We start from the raw sequence: 19470 nt of genomic DNA, 5'->3' as shown, positions 1-19470 counted from the left end.
AGGTCATGATGAGTACTGAAATTAAAGCTCAGGTAGTGGTACTTGGTGCCGGCCCCGCGGGTTACTCTGCTGCATTCCGCGCGGCGGATTTGGGTCTGGAAACTGTACTGGTAGAGCGCTACGCCACGTTGGGTGGGGTGTGTCTGAATGTGGGTTGTATCCCTTCCAAAGCCCTGCTGCACGTTGCTAAAGTCATAGAAGAAGCCAAAGCACTGGCAGAACACGGTATCGTGTTCGGTGAACCTAAAACCGACATTGATAAAATCCGTCTGTGGAAAGAAAAAGTCATCACCCAACTGACCGGTGGTCTGGCTGGCATGGCGAAAGGCCGTAAAGTTAAAGTGGTTAACGGTCTGGGCAAATTCACAGGTGCCAACACGCTGGAAGTTGACGGCGAAAACGGCAAAACGACGATCAACTTCGATAACGCGATTATCGCGGCGGGTTCACGTCCAATCCAACTGCCTTTCATTCCTCATGATGACCCGCGCGTATGGGATTCTACCGATGCGCTGGAGCTGAAAAACGTCCCAGGACGTCTGCTGGTTATGGGCGGCGGTATCATCGGTCTGGAAATGGGTACCGTTTACCATGCTCTGGGTTCACAGATCGACGTTGTTGAAATGTTCGATCAGGTTATCCCGGCTGCTGACAAAGATGTTGTTAAGGTCTTCACCAAGCGTATCAGCAAGCAGTTCAACCTGATGCTGGAAACCAAAGTGACGGCAGTAGAAGCCAAAGAAGACGGCATCTATGTGACGATGGAAGGCAAAAAAGCGCCAGCCGAGCCACAGCGTTACGATGCGGTTCTGGTTGCTATCGGTCGTGTACCGAACGGCAAAAACCTGGATGCAGGCAAAGCGGGCGTGGAAGTTGACGATCGCGGCTTCATCCACGTTGATAAGCAAATGCGCACCAACGTGCCGCACATCTATGCTATCGGCGACATCGTCGGTCAGCCGATGCTGGCGCACAAAGGTGTGCATGAAGGCCACGTTGCTGCCGAAGTGATCTCCGGTAAGAAACACTACTTCGATCCGAAAGTGATTCCTTCTATCGCCTATACCGAACCGGAAGTGGCCTGGGTAGGTCTGACCGAGAAAGAAGCGAAAGAGAAAGGCATCAGCTACGAAACCGCGACCTTCCCATGGGCAGCGTCTGGCCGTGCTATCGCGTCTGACTGCGCTGACGGTATGACCAAACTGATTTTCGACAAAGAAACTCACCGTGTTATCGGTGGTGCGATTGTCGGTACTAACGGTGGTGAACTGTTAGGTGAAATCGGTCTGGCGATCGAGATGGGCTGTGATGCAGAAGATATCGCACTGACCATCCATGCGCACCCAACGCTGCATGAGTCTGTTGGTCTGGCAGCTGAAATCTTTGAAGGCAGCATCACTGACCTGCCGAACCCGAAAGCGAAGAAGAAGTAAGTTCGCTCAGGTTCGAATAGCGTGAATTCAATCCGGCACCTTTACAGGTGCCGGATTTTTTTTACGTATCAGAGGCGGGAAATACTCGCGCGCAGAGAAAATCGACGAGTGCCCGCACTTTTGGTGACGGGTGTTTGCTGGCAGGCCACAACACATAGAAGACGCCGCTGCGTTCCACATAGTCGGTCAGGATCGGCTGTAGATGGCCGCTGGCCAGCGGTTCACGGATGGAGAAGTCTGGCAGGTAGGCGATCCCCAACCCTTGCAGTGCGAAACAGAGGCGCGTTTCGATGTTGTTGCAGACCATCGAGGTGGGTAATGGTAACTCTGGGTCGCCGGGGGGAAGTCGTAGCGCCCACGGCTCCAGCTTGCCGCTGTTGGGAAAGCGGTAGTGCAGACAGGCGTGCTGCATCAGATCGACAGGTATCTGAGGGGTGCCACGCCGGGTAAGGTAGTCTGGCGCAGCGACTAGCAGAGAACGGAAGGCGCCCAGCCTCCGAGCGGTGAGGCGTGAGTCAACGGGGTCTCCTGTCCGTACCACAGCATCAAAACCTTCCTCAATGACGTCCACCATTCGGTCGGTGAAGTCCAAATCCAGTTCGATCTCAGGGTATTCGCGCATGAATTCTCCGAGTACGGGCAACACCAGTGAACTGACCAACGGAAGACTCACACGCAGGCGTCCGCGCGGTACGGCGCTGGTCTGCGAGAGTTCCAGTTCTGCTGCCTCGATTTCAGCCAGAACTCGCCGACTACGCGCCAGAAATAGTGAGCCTTCGGCGGTCAATGTGATGCTGCGCGTACTGCGGTGAAATAGCCTCACACCCAATTTTTCTTCAAGCCGAGCGATGCTTTTGCCTACCGCAGACGCTGACACGCCCAGCAGTCGGCCAGCGGCAATGAAACTGCGTGTTTCGGCCACCTGCACAAATACCGCTAAGCCATTCAGGCTATCCATACTCCCTCTCTATTGCGGACAGTTTGTTCCGTATATTAAGGAACAGTAGCCTACTTTTTCTTTAATTGTCGATTTTCTATCGTAACGGGAACACTCATTGATAAAAGGAACACCCGTGATAACTCCCGTATTTCCTCTGGATACCGGTGCCTCAGCAGCCCCTATCTCTCCCCGAATTCAGGCCGTCGTTCAACAGGCGCTGGACGATGGGCGTTTGGTCGGTGCTGTCGTGCTGGTCGCGCGCAACGGAGAATTGATTCATCAGCAGGCCGCAGGATGGGCTGACCGGGAAAGCGCCCGCCCTATGGCGCTGGATGCCATCTTCCGGCTGGCTTCTGTCAGCAAGCCCATCGTGTCGGTTGCGGCACTGGTACTGGTGGCGCAAGGTCGGCTCGATCTGGATGAGGATATCACTCGCTGGATGCCGACGTTTCAGCTCCGGCTGGCCGACGGCAACCCTGCTCGCGTTACCGTGCGGCAACTGCTTAGCCACACCGCGGGTTTGGGCTACCGCTTTTTCGAAACCCATGCGGACGGCCCCTATGCACAGGCGGGTGTCTCAGACGGTATGGATGCTTCCGGCATCAGCCTGAATGAGAACCTGCGGCGTATCGCCAGCGTTCCCCTGCAATACGTGCCGGGAGAGGCTTGGGGTTATTCGCTGGCAACCGATGTATTGGGAGCCTTGATCGAATGCATCCACGGTACGTCATTGAACGAGGCGGTTCGCCAACTGGTGACCGACCCACTGGGCATGCACGATACCGACTTCGTTATACGTGACCCATCGCGCCTGACTACTGCTTACGTGAACGACACCCCGCAGCCGCATCGCCTGACCGAAGGTGAAACGGTTTCTCCCTTTGAAGGAGCAATTGGTATTGCGTACAGCCCTGCGCGCATCTTTGATCCTCAGGCCTTTCCATCTGGTGGTGCTGGCATGGCGGGTACTGCCTGGGATCTGTTACGCCTGCTGGAAGCCCTGCGTAAAGGGGGCGGCGTTCCGCTGCCCGACGCGCTGATCGAGGAGATGGGACGCGATCAGACTCAGGGGCTGGAACTGTCCAATGCACCGGGCTGCGGTTTTGGCCTCGGCTTCTCGGTCTTACGCGATCCGCTGTTAGCCGAGTCACCCGAATCATCAGGCACCTGGCGCTGGGGGGGCGCCTACGGTCATTCATGGTTTGTCGATCGAACACAAGGTTTGAGCGTCGTGGCCTTCACCAACACGATGTACGAGGGGATGTCGGGGCGTTTTGTCACCGAACTGCGCGATGCCGTGTATGGCGAGTTGGAGGCTGCACGATGACTGCCTCACTGACCGATATACACCGTGACAGACTGCCCATTGCCTCATTGCTGGCATTAGCCACGGCAGCGTTCATCACTATCCTGACTGAAGCGCTGCCAGCGGGCTTGTTGCCGCAAATGGCGCAAGGTCTGGCGGTGTCCGAAGCCTGGGTCGGGCAAACCGTCACTATCTATGCCGTAGGTTCTTTGGCGGCCGCGATCCCGTTAACCGCCGCGACGCAAGGTGTGCGTCGCCGCCCGCTGCTACTGTCAGCCATTGCAGGTTTCGCTGTCGCCAATGCTATTACGGCATTTTCCGGTAGCTACGTGCTAACGATGGCGGCGCGTTTTCTGGCGGGTGTTTCAGCTGGGCTGCTGTGGGCGCTGCTGGCGGGCTATGCGGCCCGTATGGTGCCTGAACACCAGAAGGGACGGGCTATTGCGATAGCGATGGTCGGCACGCCATTAGCCTTGTCGCTGGGTGTGCCCGCGGGAACCTTTCTTGGCAACGCGATCGGCTGGCGAATGTGTTTCGGTATGATGAGTGGTTTGGCCTTAATACTGATGTTGTGGGTACGTATTCAGGTACCGGATTTCGCTGGGCAATCAACAGGCAGGAGGCTATCTCTGGGGCAGGTGTTCACCATGGCAGGCGTGCGGCCCGTGCTATGTGCCGTGCTGGCCTTTGTGCTGGCGCATAACATTCTCTACACCTACATTGCGTCGTTTCTCGCGGCGGTGGGCATGGTTGCGCAGACTGGTTTGGTGCTGCTGGTATTCGGCGTTACATCACTGCTGGGCATCTGGATCGTTGGCGTGCTGATTGACCGTTATTTGCGCGCTCTGACGCTCGCCTGCTCGGCATTGTTCTGTCTGTCCGTACTGGCGCTTGGCGTGGCAGGTGATGTATTGGCTGTGGTCTATGCGGCCGTGGCCGTCTGGGGATTAGCCTTCGGCGGTGCGGCAACGCTATTCCAGACGGCTCTCGTCAGAACGGCGAAAGGGGGGACCGATGTGGCGCAGTCTATGTTGGTTACCGCCTGGAACGTGGCTATTGCAGGGGGAGGTATCATCGGTGGTGTTCTGCTGGAGCGCCTCGGCGTTGCTGCCTTCTCTCCGGTGCTGTTGGTGCTGTTATTGATTACGTTCGTTGTGGTGTGGTCTGCCAGACAACACGGCTTCCCTGTAACGCGACGGTAGAGTGCCAGATGACGGTTTTTTATCTGTGACTTTTATAGCGCAATAAATTGTTTATTTATCATACATAGACGTCATGATTTCTTGCCTTGTTTTCGTGATTGATAATTACGCTGCTGTACTAATCTGGCGTGGATATGCCTGTATGCAATTTGTACAACGGGAGTAAGGGCATTCTTCACGTAATCAAGGAGAGAAAATGAAACGCTATTTATCAACGCCGCGAGCAGGCGTCATTGCTGTTACATTGCTTGCTACACTGATGGGCGGTGGGCAGGATGGGCTGATGACGTCGGCTTATGCAGCAGGAAAAAGTAAGCAAATTGAATTGCTGGATCGCGGACTGTTTGCATTCAAATCATCGAAACATGTTTTCTTAAGCTGGCGGCTGTTTGCTACTGACCCTGAAAATATTGCTTTTAATCTCTATCGAGATGGTCAACTCATCAATCCTTCCCCTCTGAGTACAACGACTAACTTTATCGATCCGGATGGTAAAGCCGATTCTACTTATGCGATACGCCCGGTCATTAAGGGCGTCGAAGGAAAAGAAGATGTCGCTAAATCTGTACTGAGTGGTCAACGTTATCAGTCGATTCCCTTGAAGAAACCTGCCGATGGTGTGACACCAAAAGGAGATGTGTATTCCTATGGGGTGAACGATGGATCCGTTGGTGATTTGGATGGTGACCGTCAATACGAATATGTAATTAAGTGGGCGCCGAGTAACTCAAAAGATAATTCGCACGCTGGCTATACCGGCAATACTTATATTGATGCCTATAAAGAGGATGGAACGCGCCTCTGGCGTATTGATTTGGGTAAAAACCTCAGGTCTGGCCCCCATTACAACGACTTTATTGTGTACGACCTGGATGGTGACGGTAAAGCCGAAGTGATGCTGAAAACCGCCGATGGGACAATCGATGGCGAAGGAAATGTCATTGGTGATAGTCAGGCGGATTATCGCAATGGCAATGGTTATGTTCTCTCTGGGCCAGAATACCTGACGGTGTTTAGTGGTCAAACCGGGAAAGCAATGGCGACGGTGGATTATATCCCGAGCGCGGTGATGTATGCGACTGGGGTGATTGCTATGGTAATCGCGTTGATCGCTTTCTCGCGGGGGTTGCCTACCTTGATGGCGAAAGACCGAGCGCGGTTTTTTCACGCGGCTACTATCGGCGCGCGGTGATTGTCGCGTGGGACTGGCGTAATGGCAAGTTGACGAAGCGTTGGACGTATGACAGCGGAACGGCTGGTGATGTGCTGAACACGGCGTATGGACAAGGTGCGCACCACCTTCGTACTGGCGATGCGGATGCGGATGGGAAAGACGACATTATCTTTGGCGCAGCAACGATTGGCAGCAATGGCAAGCTATTGAATTCCACTGGTCTGGGGCATGGCGATGCGCTGCACTTTAGCGTTCTCGATCCTTCGCGTGCTGGTAAACAGGTGTTTATGGTACATGAGTCCGCGAACCAGTATGGTAATAACGCGATGGAGATGCACGATGCCGCCACGGGCAAGATCCTTTGGGGATACAGTAACGGTTCGGGTGGTGATAATGGGCGCGGCGTCTGTATGGATGTCGATCCCGCTCACTTAGGGGTGGAATGCTGGTCTTCGCAAGGTGGGTTGTTTAATGCGAAAGGCGAGCGGATTTCCGATAAAAAACCATCGCAAATCAATTTTGCTATCTGGTGGGATGGCGATCTGCTGCGTGAGACATGGGATCGCGCGACGATTGATAAATGGATACCGGCTAAAGAGAAAACCGAGCGGGTATTCAGCGCTTATACCTACAATTCGGGGACGTGGATAAATGGGACGAAAGCGACACCCGTTCTGAGTGCCGATCTGTTTGGCGACTGGCGTGAAGAGTTCATTATTCCCAAGTCTGACAGTAGCGAACTACAGATTTTCAGCACGACGTCGGAAACTACATACCGTATGTCAACGTTGATGCACGACCCGGCCTATCGGACACAAGTCGCGGCTCAGAATGCGGGCTATAACCAGCCGCCGCATACCAGCTTCTATCTTGGTGAAGGAATGACATTTCCGGTGAAATGGGAAAGTGTTTATACCGTACCTAAGTAATGTTTTCTCGGCACGATGACGATCGTGCCGATTTTCTTCCAACGTATCGGGTTATCTGGGGGTGTATCACGGATTAGTGCGAACTAAATGATTCCTGGTTCTGCCCGGCTCAAGGTTAGCGAGGATAATGCTGTTGCGAAAATTGGCTAATAAACACGCATGATGTTTGGTATTATAGACCCCAACGAAGTGCAACAGGCTATGCTTATAATGTCACCAGTCCTCAACGATAGCGGGAGTTTTGATATGGCGATTCTTCCAATGTCATATAGCCCCGCCACTATGGCGCGGGAATATCGGAAAATTGGCGAAACGAGCGTGAATGGTCGCGCCGTGGATATTTATATCCATAATGAGCGGCATCATGCCGTTGCCATATATGGAGAGCCTGATGACGTTAACGGTGATTTACGGCATGTTGTTGTCGCAAAGATTGATCTGAAATCCCGTAACAGCGACGACGAAGCCGAAACTATTTTGGCTGTCATAGGTTATTACGAGAACCTGCAACCGGTGAGTGACTACCTTACTCAGGTTGAAGGCGTGATTGTCACTAAGCGTGAACGAAACGCCAATGTCGCCAGCGCTATGTATAAGGCGCTCATTAACGACGGTATCGTGCTGGTTAGTGATAACGTTCAATTTCCTGGTGGGAAGGCGTTGTGGGCGCGTATGGCACGTAAAGAGGTTGGCATTGAGGTATTTGTGTTCGACTCAGAACAACGTACTTTCTGGCCGTATGACGGAGAACGGATTCGATACGATGGTCGCAGCATTCCCGAAAGCGATATATGGAGCCTTGCGCCTAATGAATCGCGAAAAGGAGTTGTGCTGGTGGCTGAACGCAAACGAGACGAATCAGCCGCCTGATGTCGTTCTGCTCTGAGACGTTAAGCGATTTCAAATCGTTATTATGCAATAAATTGAACACTCTGATCGCTGACGTGTGTGGTATTCCCCTCTGCGCCTACGCTGTTGCGACGAACCTTTTTTGCCAGTCGCTTCGCAGAATGCGCGTTCCGTCCGTTTATTTTTAGCGGCGTCAATTACAATCAAACCTCAAAAAGAAACGACGTTTTATTTTTGAGGTTATGATGAATCTTAATACCTTACGCTCCTCTGTCTGGCTACTGGCGGCTTTGCTGACCAGTCCTTCACTGATGGCGAACGATATGAACCCTACGATTCAACCCGCGACAGATCAGGCGGTGACGGATGAAGGACTGCCTTCATTTTATCCGCAGCTTAAACAGCAGATGACCTACTCGGACTCTTGGCTATCGGGGAATTTTACGGATTTTAGCGAATGGCAAACCCAGTCGAGAAAAACGCTGCGTTCGCTGCTCCTGACGCCGGATTCCACCAAAGACTTTGCCCCGCAGACGATGGAAAAACAGGATCGCGGCAGCTATACGGCGGAGAAGGTCGCCTTTAACCTGACCGATGAAAGCCGCGTAGACGCGTTGCTTTTGACGCCAAAAAGCGCGGGGCCGCATCCTGCGGTGATCCTGCTACACGATCACGGCGCGAAGTTTGATATCGGCAAAGAGAAGATGATCAAACCGTGGGGCAATGACAAGCAGCTCGATTCTGCACAGGCGTGGGCCGATAAGTTCTTCACCGGCCGTTTTGTCGGGGATGAACTGGCGAAGCGGGGCTATGTGGTGCTGGCGGTCGATGCGCTAGGTTGGGGCTCGCGCGGGCCAATTAAATATGAGCAGCAGCAGGCGCTGGCGAGCAATTTCTTTAATCTGGGGCGCTCACTCGCGGGTCTGATGGCCTACGAAGACATGCGGGCGACGGACTTTCTGGCATCGCTTGAACAGGTTGATAAGCAACGTATTGGCGTCGTAGGTTTCTCGATGGGCGCCTATCGTGCCTGGCAGCTCGCCGCGCTATCCGACAAGGTCGCGGCAACGGCAGCGGTATCTTGGATTGGCACGTATGACGGCCTGATGACGCCGGGCAACAATGTGCTGAGAGGGCAGTCGGCATTCTACATGCTGCATCCGGGGCAACCGACGCGCTTTGATTTCCCTGATGTGGCGAGCGTCGCCGCGCCAAAACCGATGCTGCTATTTAACGGTGGTCAAGACAAACTGTTCCCGACGCAATCCGTTGAAGATGCTTACGCCAAAATGCACAAGGTGTGGCAATCCCAGCGGGCGGACAGCAAGCTGCAAACCAAAATCTGGCCTGAGCTGGGGCACGTTTTCTATCAGGAACAGCAGGAAGAAGTCTTTAGCTTTTTAGACCAATGGCTAAAGCCCTAGCCGTCAGTGCCTGAATTATAATAAGTTTTTTGATAACATCAGCTTACTGATGCATGACTCGCCTCTGCGTGCCGCGGCATTCAGAGGCTTTTTAATTTTACAGGGACGAAGTGATGAGGAAATATCTGGGTATTATCATGATGGCGCTATGGCTGTCGGGCTGTAATGGAGAGGAAACACTGAGCGAGGGAAAATATCTGGTTGAGGATGTTCGCGTTGTGTTTGATAACAGTAAACATCCTGAAGCCAATAAAAACAGAGATGAGCTTCAGGAAAATATCACACAAAGCTTCAAAGGCATTAAAGACGATATCTACTTCAGTCTGACGCCGACGCAGGTGATTTACACTACTTCGGATGGCGAATATACCAGGGAGATCAAAGATAACCGAGTGCAGATAAACGGTATGTTGCACACGTTAAAAATCGATGGAAAGAACACGGTTCATTTTGTGTCAGATAAAAAATCAGCCTGTGCATTTTATTACTGTGAAATCACCATGGTATTGAAAAAGACAAAAGCACAGTCACCCGATTTACTCAAAATCCAGCAGCGTTTTGAAGAACGCAAAAAAGCCTATCAGGCGCAGCTTCTTGAAGAGAAAGAGGCATTTAACCGCGCGCCGATGGATGATTTTCCCGGTATTCCCTTTTATCCCGAAGAATATTTTACGATTAAGCTGCCGTTTAGCATGTACGACAAGCTGAGCCTACGAGAGCACGGGATGTATATTCGCAGGATGGGGCGTCTACTCATCGACCGGGAAAATAAAGACACGCAGATCTACACCTATCGGGATAAGCAGAATAACACCGACGTTGACTTGTTTACCGTTAGCGCGGCAAAAGAGGATTTTAATCTGGCTTTGTGGCTGAAAGGGCAAAAGGGCGTGTTATTCCAGTCGGAAAACGGTGCGGCATACGATAACCAACAAGGAAAATTGGAAGCCGCCTATTTTCAATATGATGAGGCTAAGCAGCGCTATTTTATTGGGTTAGCGAATGCTGAAGATGTCGTCTCGTTAGCCAACGCATTTGCTGTGCTGCGTACGATGGACGAACGTTACCGCGGCGAGCAGGCATTGTCGATGTACGATCTGGCATTATCTCAGCCGGAATTGGAAGCGAAGTATGGCGTAAAGATCGCTGATGAATTTAAGATCGCAGAAATGCATCAGGCTATCTGGAAAGCACTCGAACAGCGCATGGAAAAGCCTGAGCGCTTTATTAAACGGAGCATGTCAAAAACGCGCATTAAAATAAAATTCCCGTCGGAAGTGTTTAAGTACGATGTTTATTTTAAGGTCGCTCCTCAGTCGATTCCTGAACTCATGGCTGAAACCAAAGAGATCGTCCCTGAAGGTAAAGAAATTGATAACATCTTTATTTATGGCGACAGCGCGTTTGTCGGCTATGAATACGATGTGAATGTGGGAAGTGGACTCACATTACAATTTTTAGTCCCGAAAGATGCAGGAACGCCACTGGAACGTCTGATGTTCCTGCATGTATTACGTCAGCTTGATGTGACGCGATTCCCAGCTATTTCCGCGCAAGAGAAAAAGAACCTGTTTACGTATGGTGAAGCGACGTCTTTTAAAAACAACCTTGATAATCGCTACTTCAAGGTAGAAGAAGGTCTCATCGACAGCACGGGCAAGCTGATCGTCAAGAATCCTGATGATGGCTATTTCAACTTTGACTATCGCTCTCCCCACATACTGGCGACCCACTATAAATCAGAGGGAGAAGGGAGTTACTCCAGAGTGCCAGGCGTGACGGTATTTGATGAAAAAGGGAAATGGCTTTCCCATCAGAAAGACTAATTCGATCTGACAGCGTGGTGGTTGTCGGTAATGGTATTGCCAGTAATCGTGCTGTCGATAATGGCGGTTATCGACAGCACCTCGCATCTCGTTAAACCCGTATTTTGTTAAACCAGCATCTTGTTAAAACAGTAGCCCAAGCAAATAGCGTAGATCGCCTTCCTGCCGTAATGCGCAGCGGTCGGCGATCTGGCTGCTGTCAAGATGTGTCAGCGAGCCGATGGTTTGCTGCAGCTTGGCACGGAGATCGGTGGGGCGCGCTGAGGTTTCCTGACGTGTGGTGCGATGGATTAGCGTGCTGCCGTTACGCAGGTGCAGCGTAACCTCATGAAAACGTGCCTCTGGGTCAAGCTCATCGGGTGGCGCGGTTTCATCGGCGCGGCGTATGACGCGATTCGCCAGCGCCGAGATCGTGGTTTCAACCGGGGCTTCCGAGAAATGTGCCAGCTTCAGTTCCCCTTCAATCAGCGCCGCCGCAATCACATATTCCAGACTGAACCGTGCTTCTACGCCGTTTGTGGCGTTACGGATAAAGGGGGCAACATCGCCACCCGGTGGGAAAGTCACCGTGATCTGTTCGATGGCATCGGCCAGATAGGCATCTGCACCATTCTGCTTATGCCATTGCTCCCGCAGTGCAAAAGCTGCCTCGGCAGCGCTGTGGGTGCCGCCACAGGTTGGGTAGCGCTTGAACTCCAGACCGGGAGACAGCATGCGCCACGGCGCGCCCCAGTTTTCAACCAGCAGCTCCGGCTGCTGTTTTTGATCGCCATGCGCGGCAAGAAAGGCGTCAATCACCTGCTGTTTGTTGCCCTCGAAGCCCGCTAAGCCCAGCTTGATGGCGGTTAACCCCGCTCTGGCGGAAAGCCCGGCATGTAGCGGTTTGACCGCTGAACCAAACTGCGCCCGCAGTCCTGCGGCCTGTGTGGCAGCCAGTCCAAGAATGGTTTGCGTCTGTTCTACCGAAGCACCAGCCAGACGTGCGGCGGCTGCGGCAGCGGCGATAGCACCGAGCGTAGCCGTGTTGTGGTAGCCGAGGCTGTAATGACGCGGGCCGCATGCCAGCCCGATTCTGCCTGCGGCTTCCACGCCGATCACATACGCCGTTAAAAATGCTTCTTCCGTGACGGAGGAATCTTCTGCAGCCAGGGCAAACAGGGCAGGCAGAATGACGGTGCTGGGGTGACCGCGAAACGCCGGATGATAATCGTCAAAGTCCAGTACGTGACCGGCATAACCCAGGATCAGACTGCGCGTCAGGCTGTCCGTGCCGCTGAAGACCTGCTTTAACGGCGCGAGCCCGCTATCGGCAATCGCTCCCTGTGCGATGGGAAGTGCGGTGGAAACGAAGTCAGTCACCCCGTCGCGGGCGGCCTCTATCGCTTCTCGATTAGGTTCGCTATGGATGATGTGGTGGGCAAGCGTTGCGGTGATATCAGTCTGATTGGTCATGGATAGTCATGTGCTGGCAGAAAAATACTAATTTACTGTGCATCGCTGAATAGCGATTAATAACCAAACGGAATAACAAATTCCATTTGGTTATTAGTGGTTCAGAATCAGAAGCGGTCTTTTAGCTGTCCCGGCGTAATACCGAATGCACGGCGCAGGGCGGTGGCAAAGTTGGCGGGGCTGTTGTAACCGGCGATGCTGGCCGCCTGCGCAATGCCGATGCCATCTTTCTGCAAGGCCAGCATGGCGCGCTGCAAACGGCAGTTACGCAGGTATTCAAACACGCTCATATTGAACGTCTGGCGAAAATGGCGCTGTAGCGTGCTTTCACTCATGTTGACGCTTTTAGCGATCTCACTCATCGAAAGATGGTCGGCGCTGCCGCTTTCCAGCATGTCTCTGACCTGTTGAATACGGTGGTAGCTGCGCAGAGTAACGCCGCTGCTTTTGTCCTGCGCCACGCTGGCGGTCAATGAAGTAAAGGCCTCGATAATCAGGCTCATACACTGCATTTCCAGATAAAGGCGCTGGAGCGGCGTTTGGCAAGGCTCTGCATCCAGCGTTTGTAAGGCAATCGCCAGCGCCTGTCGGGACGGTGTCCACAGGTGTGTCGCCAGATGCGTCTGCGTGAAATCGTGGATGGCTTGCCAGTCGCCAACGGTGTCCATCATATTGCCGTACAGCCATTCCCTGTCGAATGTCAGCGTAATGGTGCGCTCATATTCATCACGCTTGCCGATGCGGGTAAACATCGTCGGCTCCGTCAGCGCAATCAGCGAAGCGGGCTGGCTCTCTCCCAGATGCAGTTCCTGATGACCAAATGAGATGTGCGCATTGCCACTGACCACGATGGCCAGCTTGATTGCGCCATCCAGCAGGTTTTGGGTTTTCATGTTGTGGCGATTAATCACATCCGCGGTATGCAGGATCAGATGCGGATTGAGCTGCACGACAGTGAACGACCCGAATAGCACTGGCGTGTTATCGATTAGCCGGGGCCCGATAAAACGGTAGTCATTCGCGACCAGACTCGATTGCTGAACGATGTGATCTTTATAGATCGGCTTTGATGACTGAGTGAAGCTGCGCACGTGATTACCTACCTGATTAAACCCTTCGACCTGCGCCTTCCATTTTGATGCTTTGGCAAAACATTTTGCTGCTAGAGCAAACCCCGTCCTGAATAACAAATGTAACAATGACCGCGCCAAAATGGTAATGCAAATACTTCTCAATAGCATTTTTCGTTGAGAACATCACATTGCACGATAAATGCATTTTCCATTTCCGGCAATGCGGAGAAAAGGGCTGATTGATTACACACAGCATTTCATAACAACACGACGTGATGCCATTGGCATGACGCTTCTCCCCGATAACCGCCACGTTTGCGCGTTTTATCTCCGCCGTTATTCAGCGTTTTGCTGATTGTCGTTAGGTGTCGCTGTACCGGCTGCGATGTTGATCCTTTTTCAGGCTACTTATTCATTTCTTACAGGGCAGGATAATTTTGATGAAACTACCACAATCGCGTCGTTATCTGGCGACGCTCATTGGCGTTAGCTGCGGGATGACGTCGTTTCTGAGCGCTGCGCAGACCTCGCCTGCAACAGAACCTGCCCCTCAGGTGCAGAATCAGGCCGAAAGTAAAACATCGGGCGACACGATGGTGGTGACGGCCGCTGAGCAAACCCGTCAGGCTCCGGGCGTGTCGGTGATTACGGCCGAAGATATCAGTAAGCGTCCGCCTGCTAACGATCTGTCCGATCTGATTCGCACCATGCCGGGCGTCAATTTGTCCGGTAACTCAACCAGCGGCCAGCGCGGTAACAACCGCCAGATCGATATCCGTGGCATGGGACCGGAAAACACGTTGATTTTGGTGGATGGCAAGCCCGTGTCGAGCCGTACGGCAGTACGTTACGGCTGGCGCGGCGAGCGCGATACCCGTGGTGACACCAACTGGGTGCCTGCCGATATGGTCGAGCGCATTGAAGTGCTGCGCGGCCCTGCGGCGGCGCGCTATGGTAACGGCGCAGCGGGCGGCGTGGTTAACATCATCACCAAGCAGCCAAGTCAGGAATGGCATGGCACCTGGAACACTTTCCTGAATGCGCCGGAGCATAGTGCAGAAGGCGCCACCAAACGTACCGATTTCAGCCTGATGGGCGGACTGACTGACAGTCTGAGCTTCCGTCTGTACGGTAACCTGAATAAAACCCAGGCTGATGCACGCGATATTAACGAAGGGCATCAGTCCGCACGCGCGGGCAATCAGTCAGCTTCACTGCCTTCCGGGCGTGAAGGCGTGCGTAATAAAGATATCAACGGCCTGTTGCGCTGGGATATGACCAAGCAGCAGGCGTTGGAGTTCGAAGCGGGTTCCAGCCGTCAGGGCAATATCTATGCGGGCGATTCGCAAAATACCAACACCAACCCGCTTGTCGTGAGTAATTATGGCAAGGAAACCAACCGCATGTACCGCCAGAACTTTGCGGTCACGCATCGCGGCTACTGGGACAGCGGCGTTAGCTCTACGTCGTATCTGCAATACGAGCGCACGCACAATACCCGTATCCTTGAGGGACTGTCTGGCGGTTTAGAAGGGATTTTTGATACGACGAGTCCGAACCAATATGGCACGATCAAGCTGGATAATTTCACTGCGCATAACGAAGTGAATATTCCACTAAATGTCTGGGTCGATCAGGTGCTCACGTTCGGGGTTGAGTGGAACGAGCAGAAGATGAAAGATCCGGTTTCGAACTTGCAGACGACAACCGAAGCGGGCAGTGTGGGTTCGCTGAGCAGCAGTGGCCGCAGTGAGAAATCCGCTGCTCGTCTGGCTTCTGCCTTCGTGGAAGATAACGTCCAACTGACGGACAGCACCATGCTGACGCCGGCACTGCGTGTCGATCATCACAGCACGGCCGGCACCAACTGGAGCCCGTCGCTCAACCTGTCGCAGGAACTGGGTGACGACTACACGCTGAAGTTAGGTATCGCTCGTGCTTACAAAGCGCCGAACTTGTATCAGACTAACGAGAATTATCTCCTTTATAGCCGTGGACAGGGTTGTGCTGGCGGCACGTCCTGCTACCTGATCGGTAATGAAGACCTGAAGGCGGAAACCAGCCTGAATAAAGAGATTGGTCTGGAGTTTCACCGTGATGGGTTGATCGCGGGTATCACTTACTTCCATAACGATTACCGTAACAAGATTGAAGCAGGCAACAATGTCATCGGCAAAGCGGTGGGCGGCACCAATGCCCAATATGCCAACGCCAATATCTTCCAGTGGGGCAATGTACCGAAAGCCGTTATTCAGGGGCTGGAAGGTAACCTGACCGTTCCCGTCACGGAGACCATCAACTGGCGTAACAACCTGACCTGGATGCTGGAATCGAAAAATAAAACCACGGGAGATTACCTCTCGATTACGCCGGAGTTTACCCTGAATTCATCGGTAGACTGGCAGGCGACGGAGAGCCTTTCCTTCCTGGCCGATGTGACCTGGTATGGTCGCCAGAAGCCGAAGAAATATAACTACAAAGGTGAGCGCGTAACGGGTAGCGCAACCAATGAGTTAAGCCCTTATGCGCTGTTCGGGTTAAGCAGTACCTATAAGTTTAACAAGAACCTGAGCGTGACCGGTGGGGTTGATAACCTGTTTGATAAACGCCTGTTCCGTGCGGGTAATGCGCAGGATGTGGTGAACAATAACGTGGTTACCATCGCGGGTGCTGGTGCGGCAACCTATAACGAACCGGGACGGACTTTCTTTGTTAGCGTGAATACGTCGTTCTAAGCTTTATATCCGTCATACTGAATCGCGAACGCCACGGTGCTATTGTGCCGTGGCGTTTTTTATGGCGTGCCGTTGCCGCGATCAGGGACAGAAAATGCCTTTTAAGGTGGCGACGATTTTTTCCACGTCCTGATTTTCGATGCGGTAGTATAGCGTTTGCGATTCGCGCCGGTAGCTAATCAACCCTTCTTCACGCATTTTCGCCAGATGCTGCGAGAGGGCGGACTGGCTGAGCGGGATGTGTTCAAGCAGCGTGCCAACCGACATTTCACCGTGCTCGATAAGCAGGCAAAGCACCAGTAGTCTGTTCTCGTTGCCAATCGCGCGCAGCATCGCTGCGGCTTTTGCCGCACCGTCCTGCATGAATTCTCGATCCGAATTGCTCAACGCCATGTTCCTACCATCCTGCGCAACTGACTAATTTAGTGATGCCTAATGTATTGAGCTTATCATACCCTCGGCCATGAGCGAGGATAATGACTGACATCGATAAAACCGTTAATAACGGACCCAGCTCGATGCGACCTGCGGTTTACAATAGAGGCGTTCCTCCCTAGAATAGCCCGACATCCTTTCCTGAATCTGCTGCTGCAGGAAAAACAACCTTCTCTCCGAAACGGGAGGAGCGATTTTTTGTTTTTCTAGGTAGCACCATGTCTACATTTACTCGCTTACAAAAACGTTTATCCCGTTTGGGGATAGACACCGATTACCAACATTCTATTTATCATCTCCGCAGGCAGAACGCAGAAGCGCAGATTCTGTTGCCGGACACGTTGCCGCTGGAAGAAAAGGCGGTTCAGCAACTGCTGGATTTCGCCTCGGTTCACCTACCGGGCAGCGATGCACGCGTCTGTGCTGCTCGCGCGACGCCGGATTTCCATCCCGGTACGCTTGCGCCTGTCGGCAGCATTGTTGCCACAACGGAGAACTTCGTTATCCCTGCGGCGATTGGGACGGATATCAATTGTGGCATGCGCTTGCTGACAACGGGCGTGCATCATACGGATGCTGATGAGCACAAACCCGCGCTGATTCAGGCGCTCAAAAACACGTTACTGCTGGATCGGCGTGATGTTCCCGTTACGCCAGATTCGTTTTCCGCGCTCTTTGATGAAGGGTTGCCAGCGTGGCTGGCGGCACTGCCTCAGCAGGGGCTTTGGCAGGAGGTGGACTTCCGACGGCTGTCGGCGGAACTCGGCTCCATCGCCGGAACCGATGCGGTTCATGCCAATAGTCGACATGCGCCTGAGCCGTTTTTTGCGCCTCGCGAGATACTTCGACCCTCCAGTCTGGGCACGGTAGGGTCGGGTAACCATTTCGTTGAGCTGCAAATTGTCGATGCCGTGTTGGACAGGCACGCGGCGTATCAGGCTGGGGTGCAGGAAGGCGAAGTTGTGGTGATGATTCACACTGGTTCACGAGACGTGGGTTTTTATGTCGGCCAGCGTGGGATCGATAAAGCGCGAGCCTGCTGGCCCGCGGGCGAAAAATATCCGGAGTCCGGCCTGTTTGGTCTGGTTGATGAGCAGGCGACGGAGTATATGGAAGTCATGGGCGTCGCCGCACGCTATGCGTGGATCAACCGGATCGTGCTGACTGAACTGATTCGCGCTTCCTGGAAGCAGGTGTTTACGCGGGATACGAGCAAGCTGGTGGTCGATCTGTCGCATAACATTATTCTGCCGGAACACGGGATGAACCTGCATCGCAAAGGCGCGACACCCGCCAAAGCCGGGGAGTTTGCGCTGATTCCCGGTTCAATGGGTGATTACTCTTATCTCGTTACAGGGAAGGGCAATCCCGATTGGCTGTGGTCGTGTTCACACGGCGCAGGGCGTGCCGAACGTCGGCAAAGTATGCGTAACAAGGTCGATACGGCGAAGCAGGCAGATACGTTGCCCTGGCAATGCATCACACTGAAAGACGAACGCCTGCGTGAAGAAGCGCCCGCGGCCTATAAACCCGTTGCGCCTGTGATTGATATTCAGGCGCAGTCAGGGCTGATTCAACCCGTGGCACGGCTGCGCCCGTGGCTGACGTTTAAGGCCTGATGTGACCCGCTCTAGCGGGAATTGATTCGATAGTCTTTGTACTAAAAATGACGACCCAATCGGCGAGCTGTCGATTGGGTCGTGTGTTCTTCGTTGCCGGAATCCATTTATCGGGCATCTCTCAGAGGAATAAACGCAGCAAATTATGGTTTTTGTTTGATGACGTTATTAGCACCGCTGGAAGAGAGTTTCGGCTCTGTTCCTCCCCATGAGAGGCGGTTGCTGATGCCATTAAAGGAAACAACGGCGGGGCCCTTAAAATCCAGATCGAGATGATGTTCCGTACCCGTCACATTCACCTTCGCTGGTTTATCCTCGGCAAGGATGTGCGTGCGGATGGTGTTTTTATACGCGGCGACAGTCAAGTCACCTGTCGATTGACCTGTGGCGGCAATCTCTGAACCGGTTACGGTAAGCGATGTTGCGGTATCGAACGTGATGTTGTGCTCAGAGCCCGAGACGGAAATATCGGCACATTTTCCGGTCAGTACGATGTGATTGCCGTTGCCTGAAATAGTGACATCATTGCCATTACAGGGAATATCGCGCGTTAAACCGATCCCCTCCAGCTCGATAGGGGCGGCATAGACGGATGCAGTGAACGCGAAAGCAGTAGCGAAAACCATTGGCAGATACCGTTTTATCTTCATGGCATTTTTTCCTGTGATCAAAGAGGTCATCCGGCATCGTTGCCGTGAAGGCACCTATCATCTGTTAACACTTTTCCCGACTCTATTGCGAACATTCTGATTATCACTACGCCACCAAACGATGATTAATCGCGCTATGTTGTTAAAAACTTACCTATTATGTGGTTAACTCAGCATAGTTAGTGTGCGCCGTCAGGGACATGCTATTCTGCTGATGTCGGCATTTTTCAGTGATAGTGAAATTGGGCACATAGCATAGTTGAATAAAAATTAATGTTGCTATTATGTGAACGAATTAACAATCAATTCAAATCCTGATATGCTGACGAGGCTGGACCGGACACTCTACTACCTTACATCCACACGCTGGCACCCAGGCATGGACACCACAAGCGGGAACAAGAGCGCCGGGCATAATGAAGA

The 19470-nt window shown here is 53.0% G+C and carries 13 protein-coding genes and 1 pseudogene; 9 read left to right on the top strand and 5 right to left on the bottom strand.

Annotated elements, in window-relative coordinates; genetic code table 11:
* Positions 1–8 precede the first annotated feature (8 nt).
* Positions 9–1433: a dihydrolipoyl dehydrogenase gene (gene lpdA, locus BJJ97_RS01550; RefSeq protein ID WP_039490973.1), complete on the top strand. Its 1425-nt coding sequence runs from the start codon at positions 9–11 to the stop codon at positions 1431–1433.
* A 61-nt stretch (positions 1434–1494) separates the two neighbouring features.
* Here lpdA and BJJ97_RS01545 read toward each other — a convergent pair whose 3' ends face one another.
* A complete protein-coding gene (locus BJJ97_RS01545) occupies positions 1495–2391 on the bottom strand; it encodes a LysR family transcriptional regulator (RefSeq protein WP_095992886.1) in 897 nt (298 codons plus the stop codon).
* Positions 2392–2506: 115 nt separating this feature from the next.
* Here BJJ97_RS01545 and BJJ97_RS01540 point away from each other — a divergent pair, with 115 nt between their 5' ends.
* The 6 genes and pseudogenes from BJJ97_RS01540 (at position 2507) to BJJ97_RS01515 (ending at position 11083) form a co-directional block, all read left to right on the top strand.
* Positions 2507–3700, top strand: a complete 1194-nt coding sequence (locus tag BJJ97_RS01540; protein WP_095992885.1) for a serine hydrolase domain-containing protein — start codon at positions 2507–2509, stop codon at positions 3698–3700.
* Positions 3697–4881, top strand: coding sequence for an MFS transporter (locus BJJ97_RS01535; RefSeq protein WP_193438347.1), 1185 nt, complete (start codon positions 3697–3699; stop codon positions 4879–4881). The genes BJJ97_RS01540 and BJJ97_RS01535 overlap by 4 nt, the downstream gene beginning before the upstream one ends.
* 196 nt (positions 4882–5077) lie before the next feature.
* Positions 5078–6984, top strand: a pseudogene (locus tag BJJ97_RS22435) (rhamnogalacturonan lyase).
* Between the two features lie 246 nt (positions 6985–7230).
* Positions 7231–7854, top strand: coding sequence for a hypothetical protein (locus BJJ97_RS01525; protein WP_039483703.1), 624 nt, complete (start codon positions 7231–7233; stop codon positions 7852–7854).
* Positions 7855–8078: 224 nt separating this feature from the next.
* Positions 8079–9257, top strand: a complete 1179-nt coding sequence (locus tag BJJ97_RS01520; RefSeq protein ID WP_095995303.1) for a dienelactone hydrolase family protein — start codon at positions 8079–8081, stop codon at positions 9255–9257.
* Between the two features lie 113 nt (positions 9258–9370).
* Positions 9371–11083, top strand: coding sequence for a hypothetical protein (locus tag BJJ97_RS01515; RefSeq protein ID WP_095992884.1), 1713 nt, complete (start codon positions 9371–9373; stop codon positions 11081–11083).
* A gap of 123 nt (positions 11084–11206) precedes the next feature.
* Here BJJ97_RS01515 and BJJ97_RS01510 read toward each other — a convergent pair whose 3' ends face one another.
* The gene (locus BJJ97_RS01510; RefSeq protein ID WP_095992883.1) at positions 11207–12535 is read right to left on the bottom strand and encodes an MmgE/PrpD family protein; all 1329 of its coding nucleotides are present in this window, start codon (positions 12533–12535) and stop codon (positions 11207–11209) included.
* Positions 12536–12642: 107 nt separating this feature from the next.
* Complete coding sequence (locus BJJ97_RS01505; protein WP_095700587.1) at positions 12643–13626, bottom strand: helix-turn-helix transcriptional regulator; 984 nt, start codon at positions 13624–13626, stop codon at positions 12643–12645.
* A gap of 422 nt (positions 13627–14048) precedes the next feature.
* Here BJJ97_RS01505 and BJJ97_RS01500 point away from each other — a divergent pair, with 422 nt between their 5' ends.
* On the top strand, positions 14049–16343 hold the full coding sequence (locus BJJ97_RS01500) for a TonB-dependent siderophore receptor (RefSeq protein WP_095992882.1): 2295 nt from the start codon (positions 14049–14051) through the stop codon (positions 16341–16343).
* Between the two features lie 81 nt (positions 16344–16424).
* On the opposite strand, the gene BJJ97_RS01495 is transcribed toward BJJ97_RS01500, so the two are convergent.
* Positions 16425–16736 (bottom strand): ArsR/SmtB family transcription factor, encoded by a 312-nt coding sequence (locus BJJ97_RS01495; RefSeq protein WP_039317193.1) that lies wholly within the window; start codon positions 16734–16736, stop codon positions 16425–16427.
* 260 nt (positions 16737–16996) lie between these two features.
* On the opposite strand from BJJ97_RS01495, the gene BJJ97_RS01490 reads away from it, so the two are divergent.
* Positions 16997–18397 carry an RtcB family protein gene (locus tag BJJ97_RS01490; protein ID WP_095992881.1) on the top strand — a complete coding sequence of 467 codons (1401 nt, stop codon included), beginning with the start codon at positions 16997–16999 and terminating at the stop codon, positions 18395–18397.
* Between the two features lie 143 nt (positions 18398–18540).
* Here BJJ97_RS01490 and BJJ97_RS01485 read toward each other — a convergent pair whose 3' ends face one another.
* Positions 18541–19047, bottom strand: coding sequence for a DUF3060 domain-containing protein (locus BJJ97_RS01485; protein WP_095992880.1), 507 nt, complete (start codon positions 19045–19047; stop codon positions 18541–18543).
* Positions 19048–19470: the final 423 nt, after the last annotated feature.

The sequence above is a fragment of the Pectobacterium polaris genome (assembly GCF_002307355.1).
GTDB classification, from domain to species: domain Bacteria; phylum Pseudomonadota; class Gammaproteobacteria; order Enterobacterales; family Enterobacteriaceae; genus Pectobacterium; species Pectobacterium polare.
The sequence above is the reverse complement of the archived record's forward strand: the minus strand, read 5'-3'. Positions and strand labels throughout refer to the sequence as shown.

Bases quoted from the DNA above. Each gene is read 5' to 3' on its own strand.
- BJJ97_RS01515 (WP_095992884.1), top strand. From the start codon at position 9,371: ATGAGGAAATATCTGGGTATTATCATGATGGCGCTATGGCTGTCGGGC.
- lpdA (WP_039490973.1), top strand. From the start codon at position 9: ATGAGTACTGAAATTAAAGCTCAGGTAGTGGTACTTGGTGCCGGCCCC.
- BJJ97_RS01525 (WP_039483703.1), top strand. From the start codon at position 7,231: ATGGCGATTCTTCCAATGTCATATAGCCCCGCCACTATGGCGCGGGAA.
- BJJ97_RS01520 (WP_095995303.1), top strand. From the start codon at position 8,079: ATGAATCTTAATACCTTACGCTCCTCTGTCTGGCTACTGGCGGCTTTG.
- BJJ97_RS01535 (WP_193438347.1), top strand. From the start codon at position 3,697: ATGACTGCCTCACTGACCGATATACACCGTGACAGACTGCCCATTGCC.
- BJJ97_RS01485 (WP_095992880.1), bottom strand. From the start codon at position 19,047: ATGAAGATAAAACGGTATCTGCCAATGGTTTTCGCTACTGCTTTCGCG.
- BJJ97_RS01500 (WP_095992882.1), top strand. From the start codon at position 14,049: ATGAAACTACCACAATCGCGTCGTTATCTGGCGACGCTCATTGGCGTT.
- BJJ97_RS01495 (WP_039317193.1), bottom strand. From the start codon at position 16,736: ATGGCGTTGAGCAATTCGGATCGAGAATTCATGCAGGACGGTGCGGCA.
- BJJ97_RS01545 (WP_095992886.1), bottom strand. From the start codon at position 2,391: ATGGATAGCCTGAATGGCTTAGCGGTATTTGTGCAGGTGGCCGAAACA.
- BJJ97_RS01510 (WP_095992883.1), bottom strand. From the start codon at position 12,535: ATGACCAATCAGACTGATATCACCGCAACGCTTGCCCACCACATCATC.
- BJJ97_RS01490 (WP_095992881.1), top strand. From the start codon at position 16,997: ATGTCTACATTTACTCGCTTACAAAAACGTTTATCCCGTTTGGGGATA.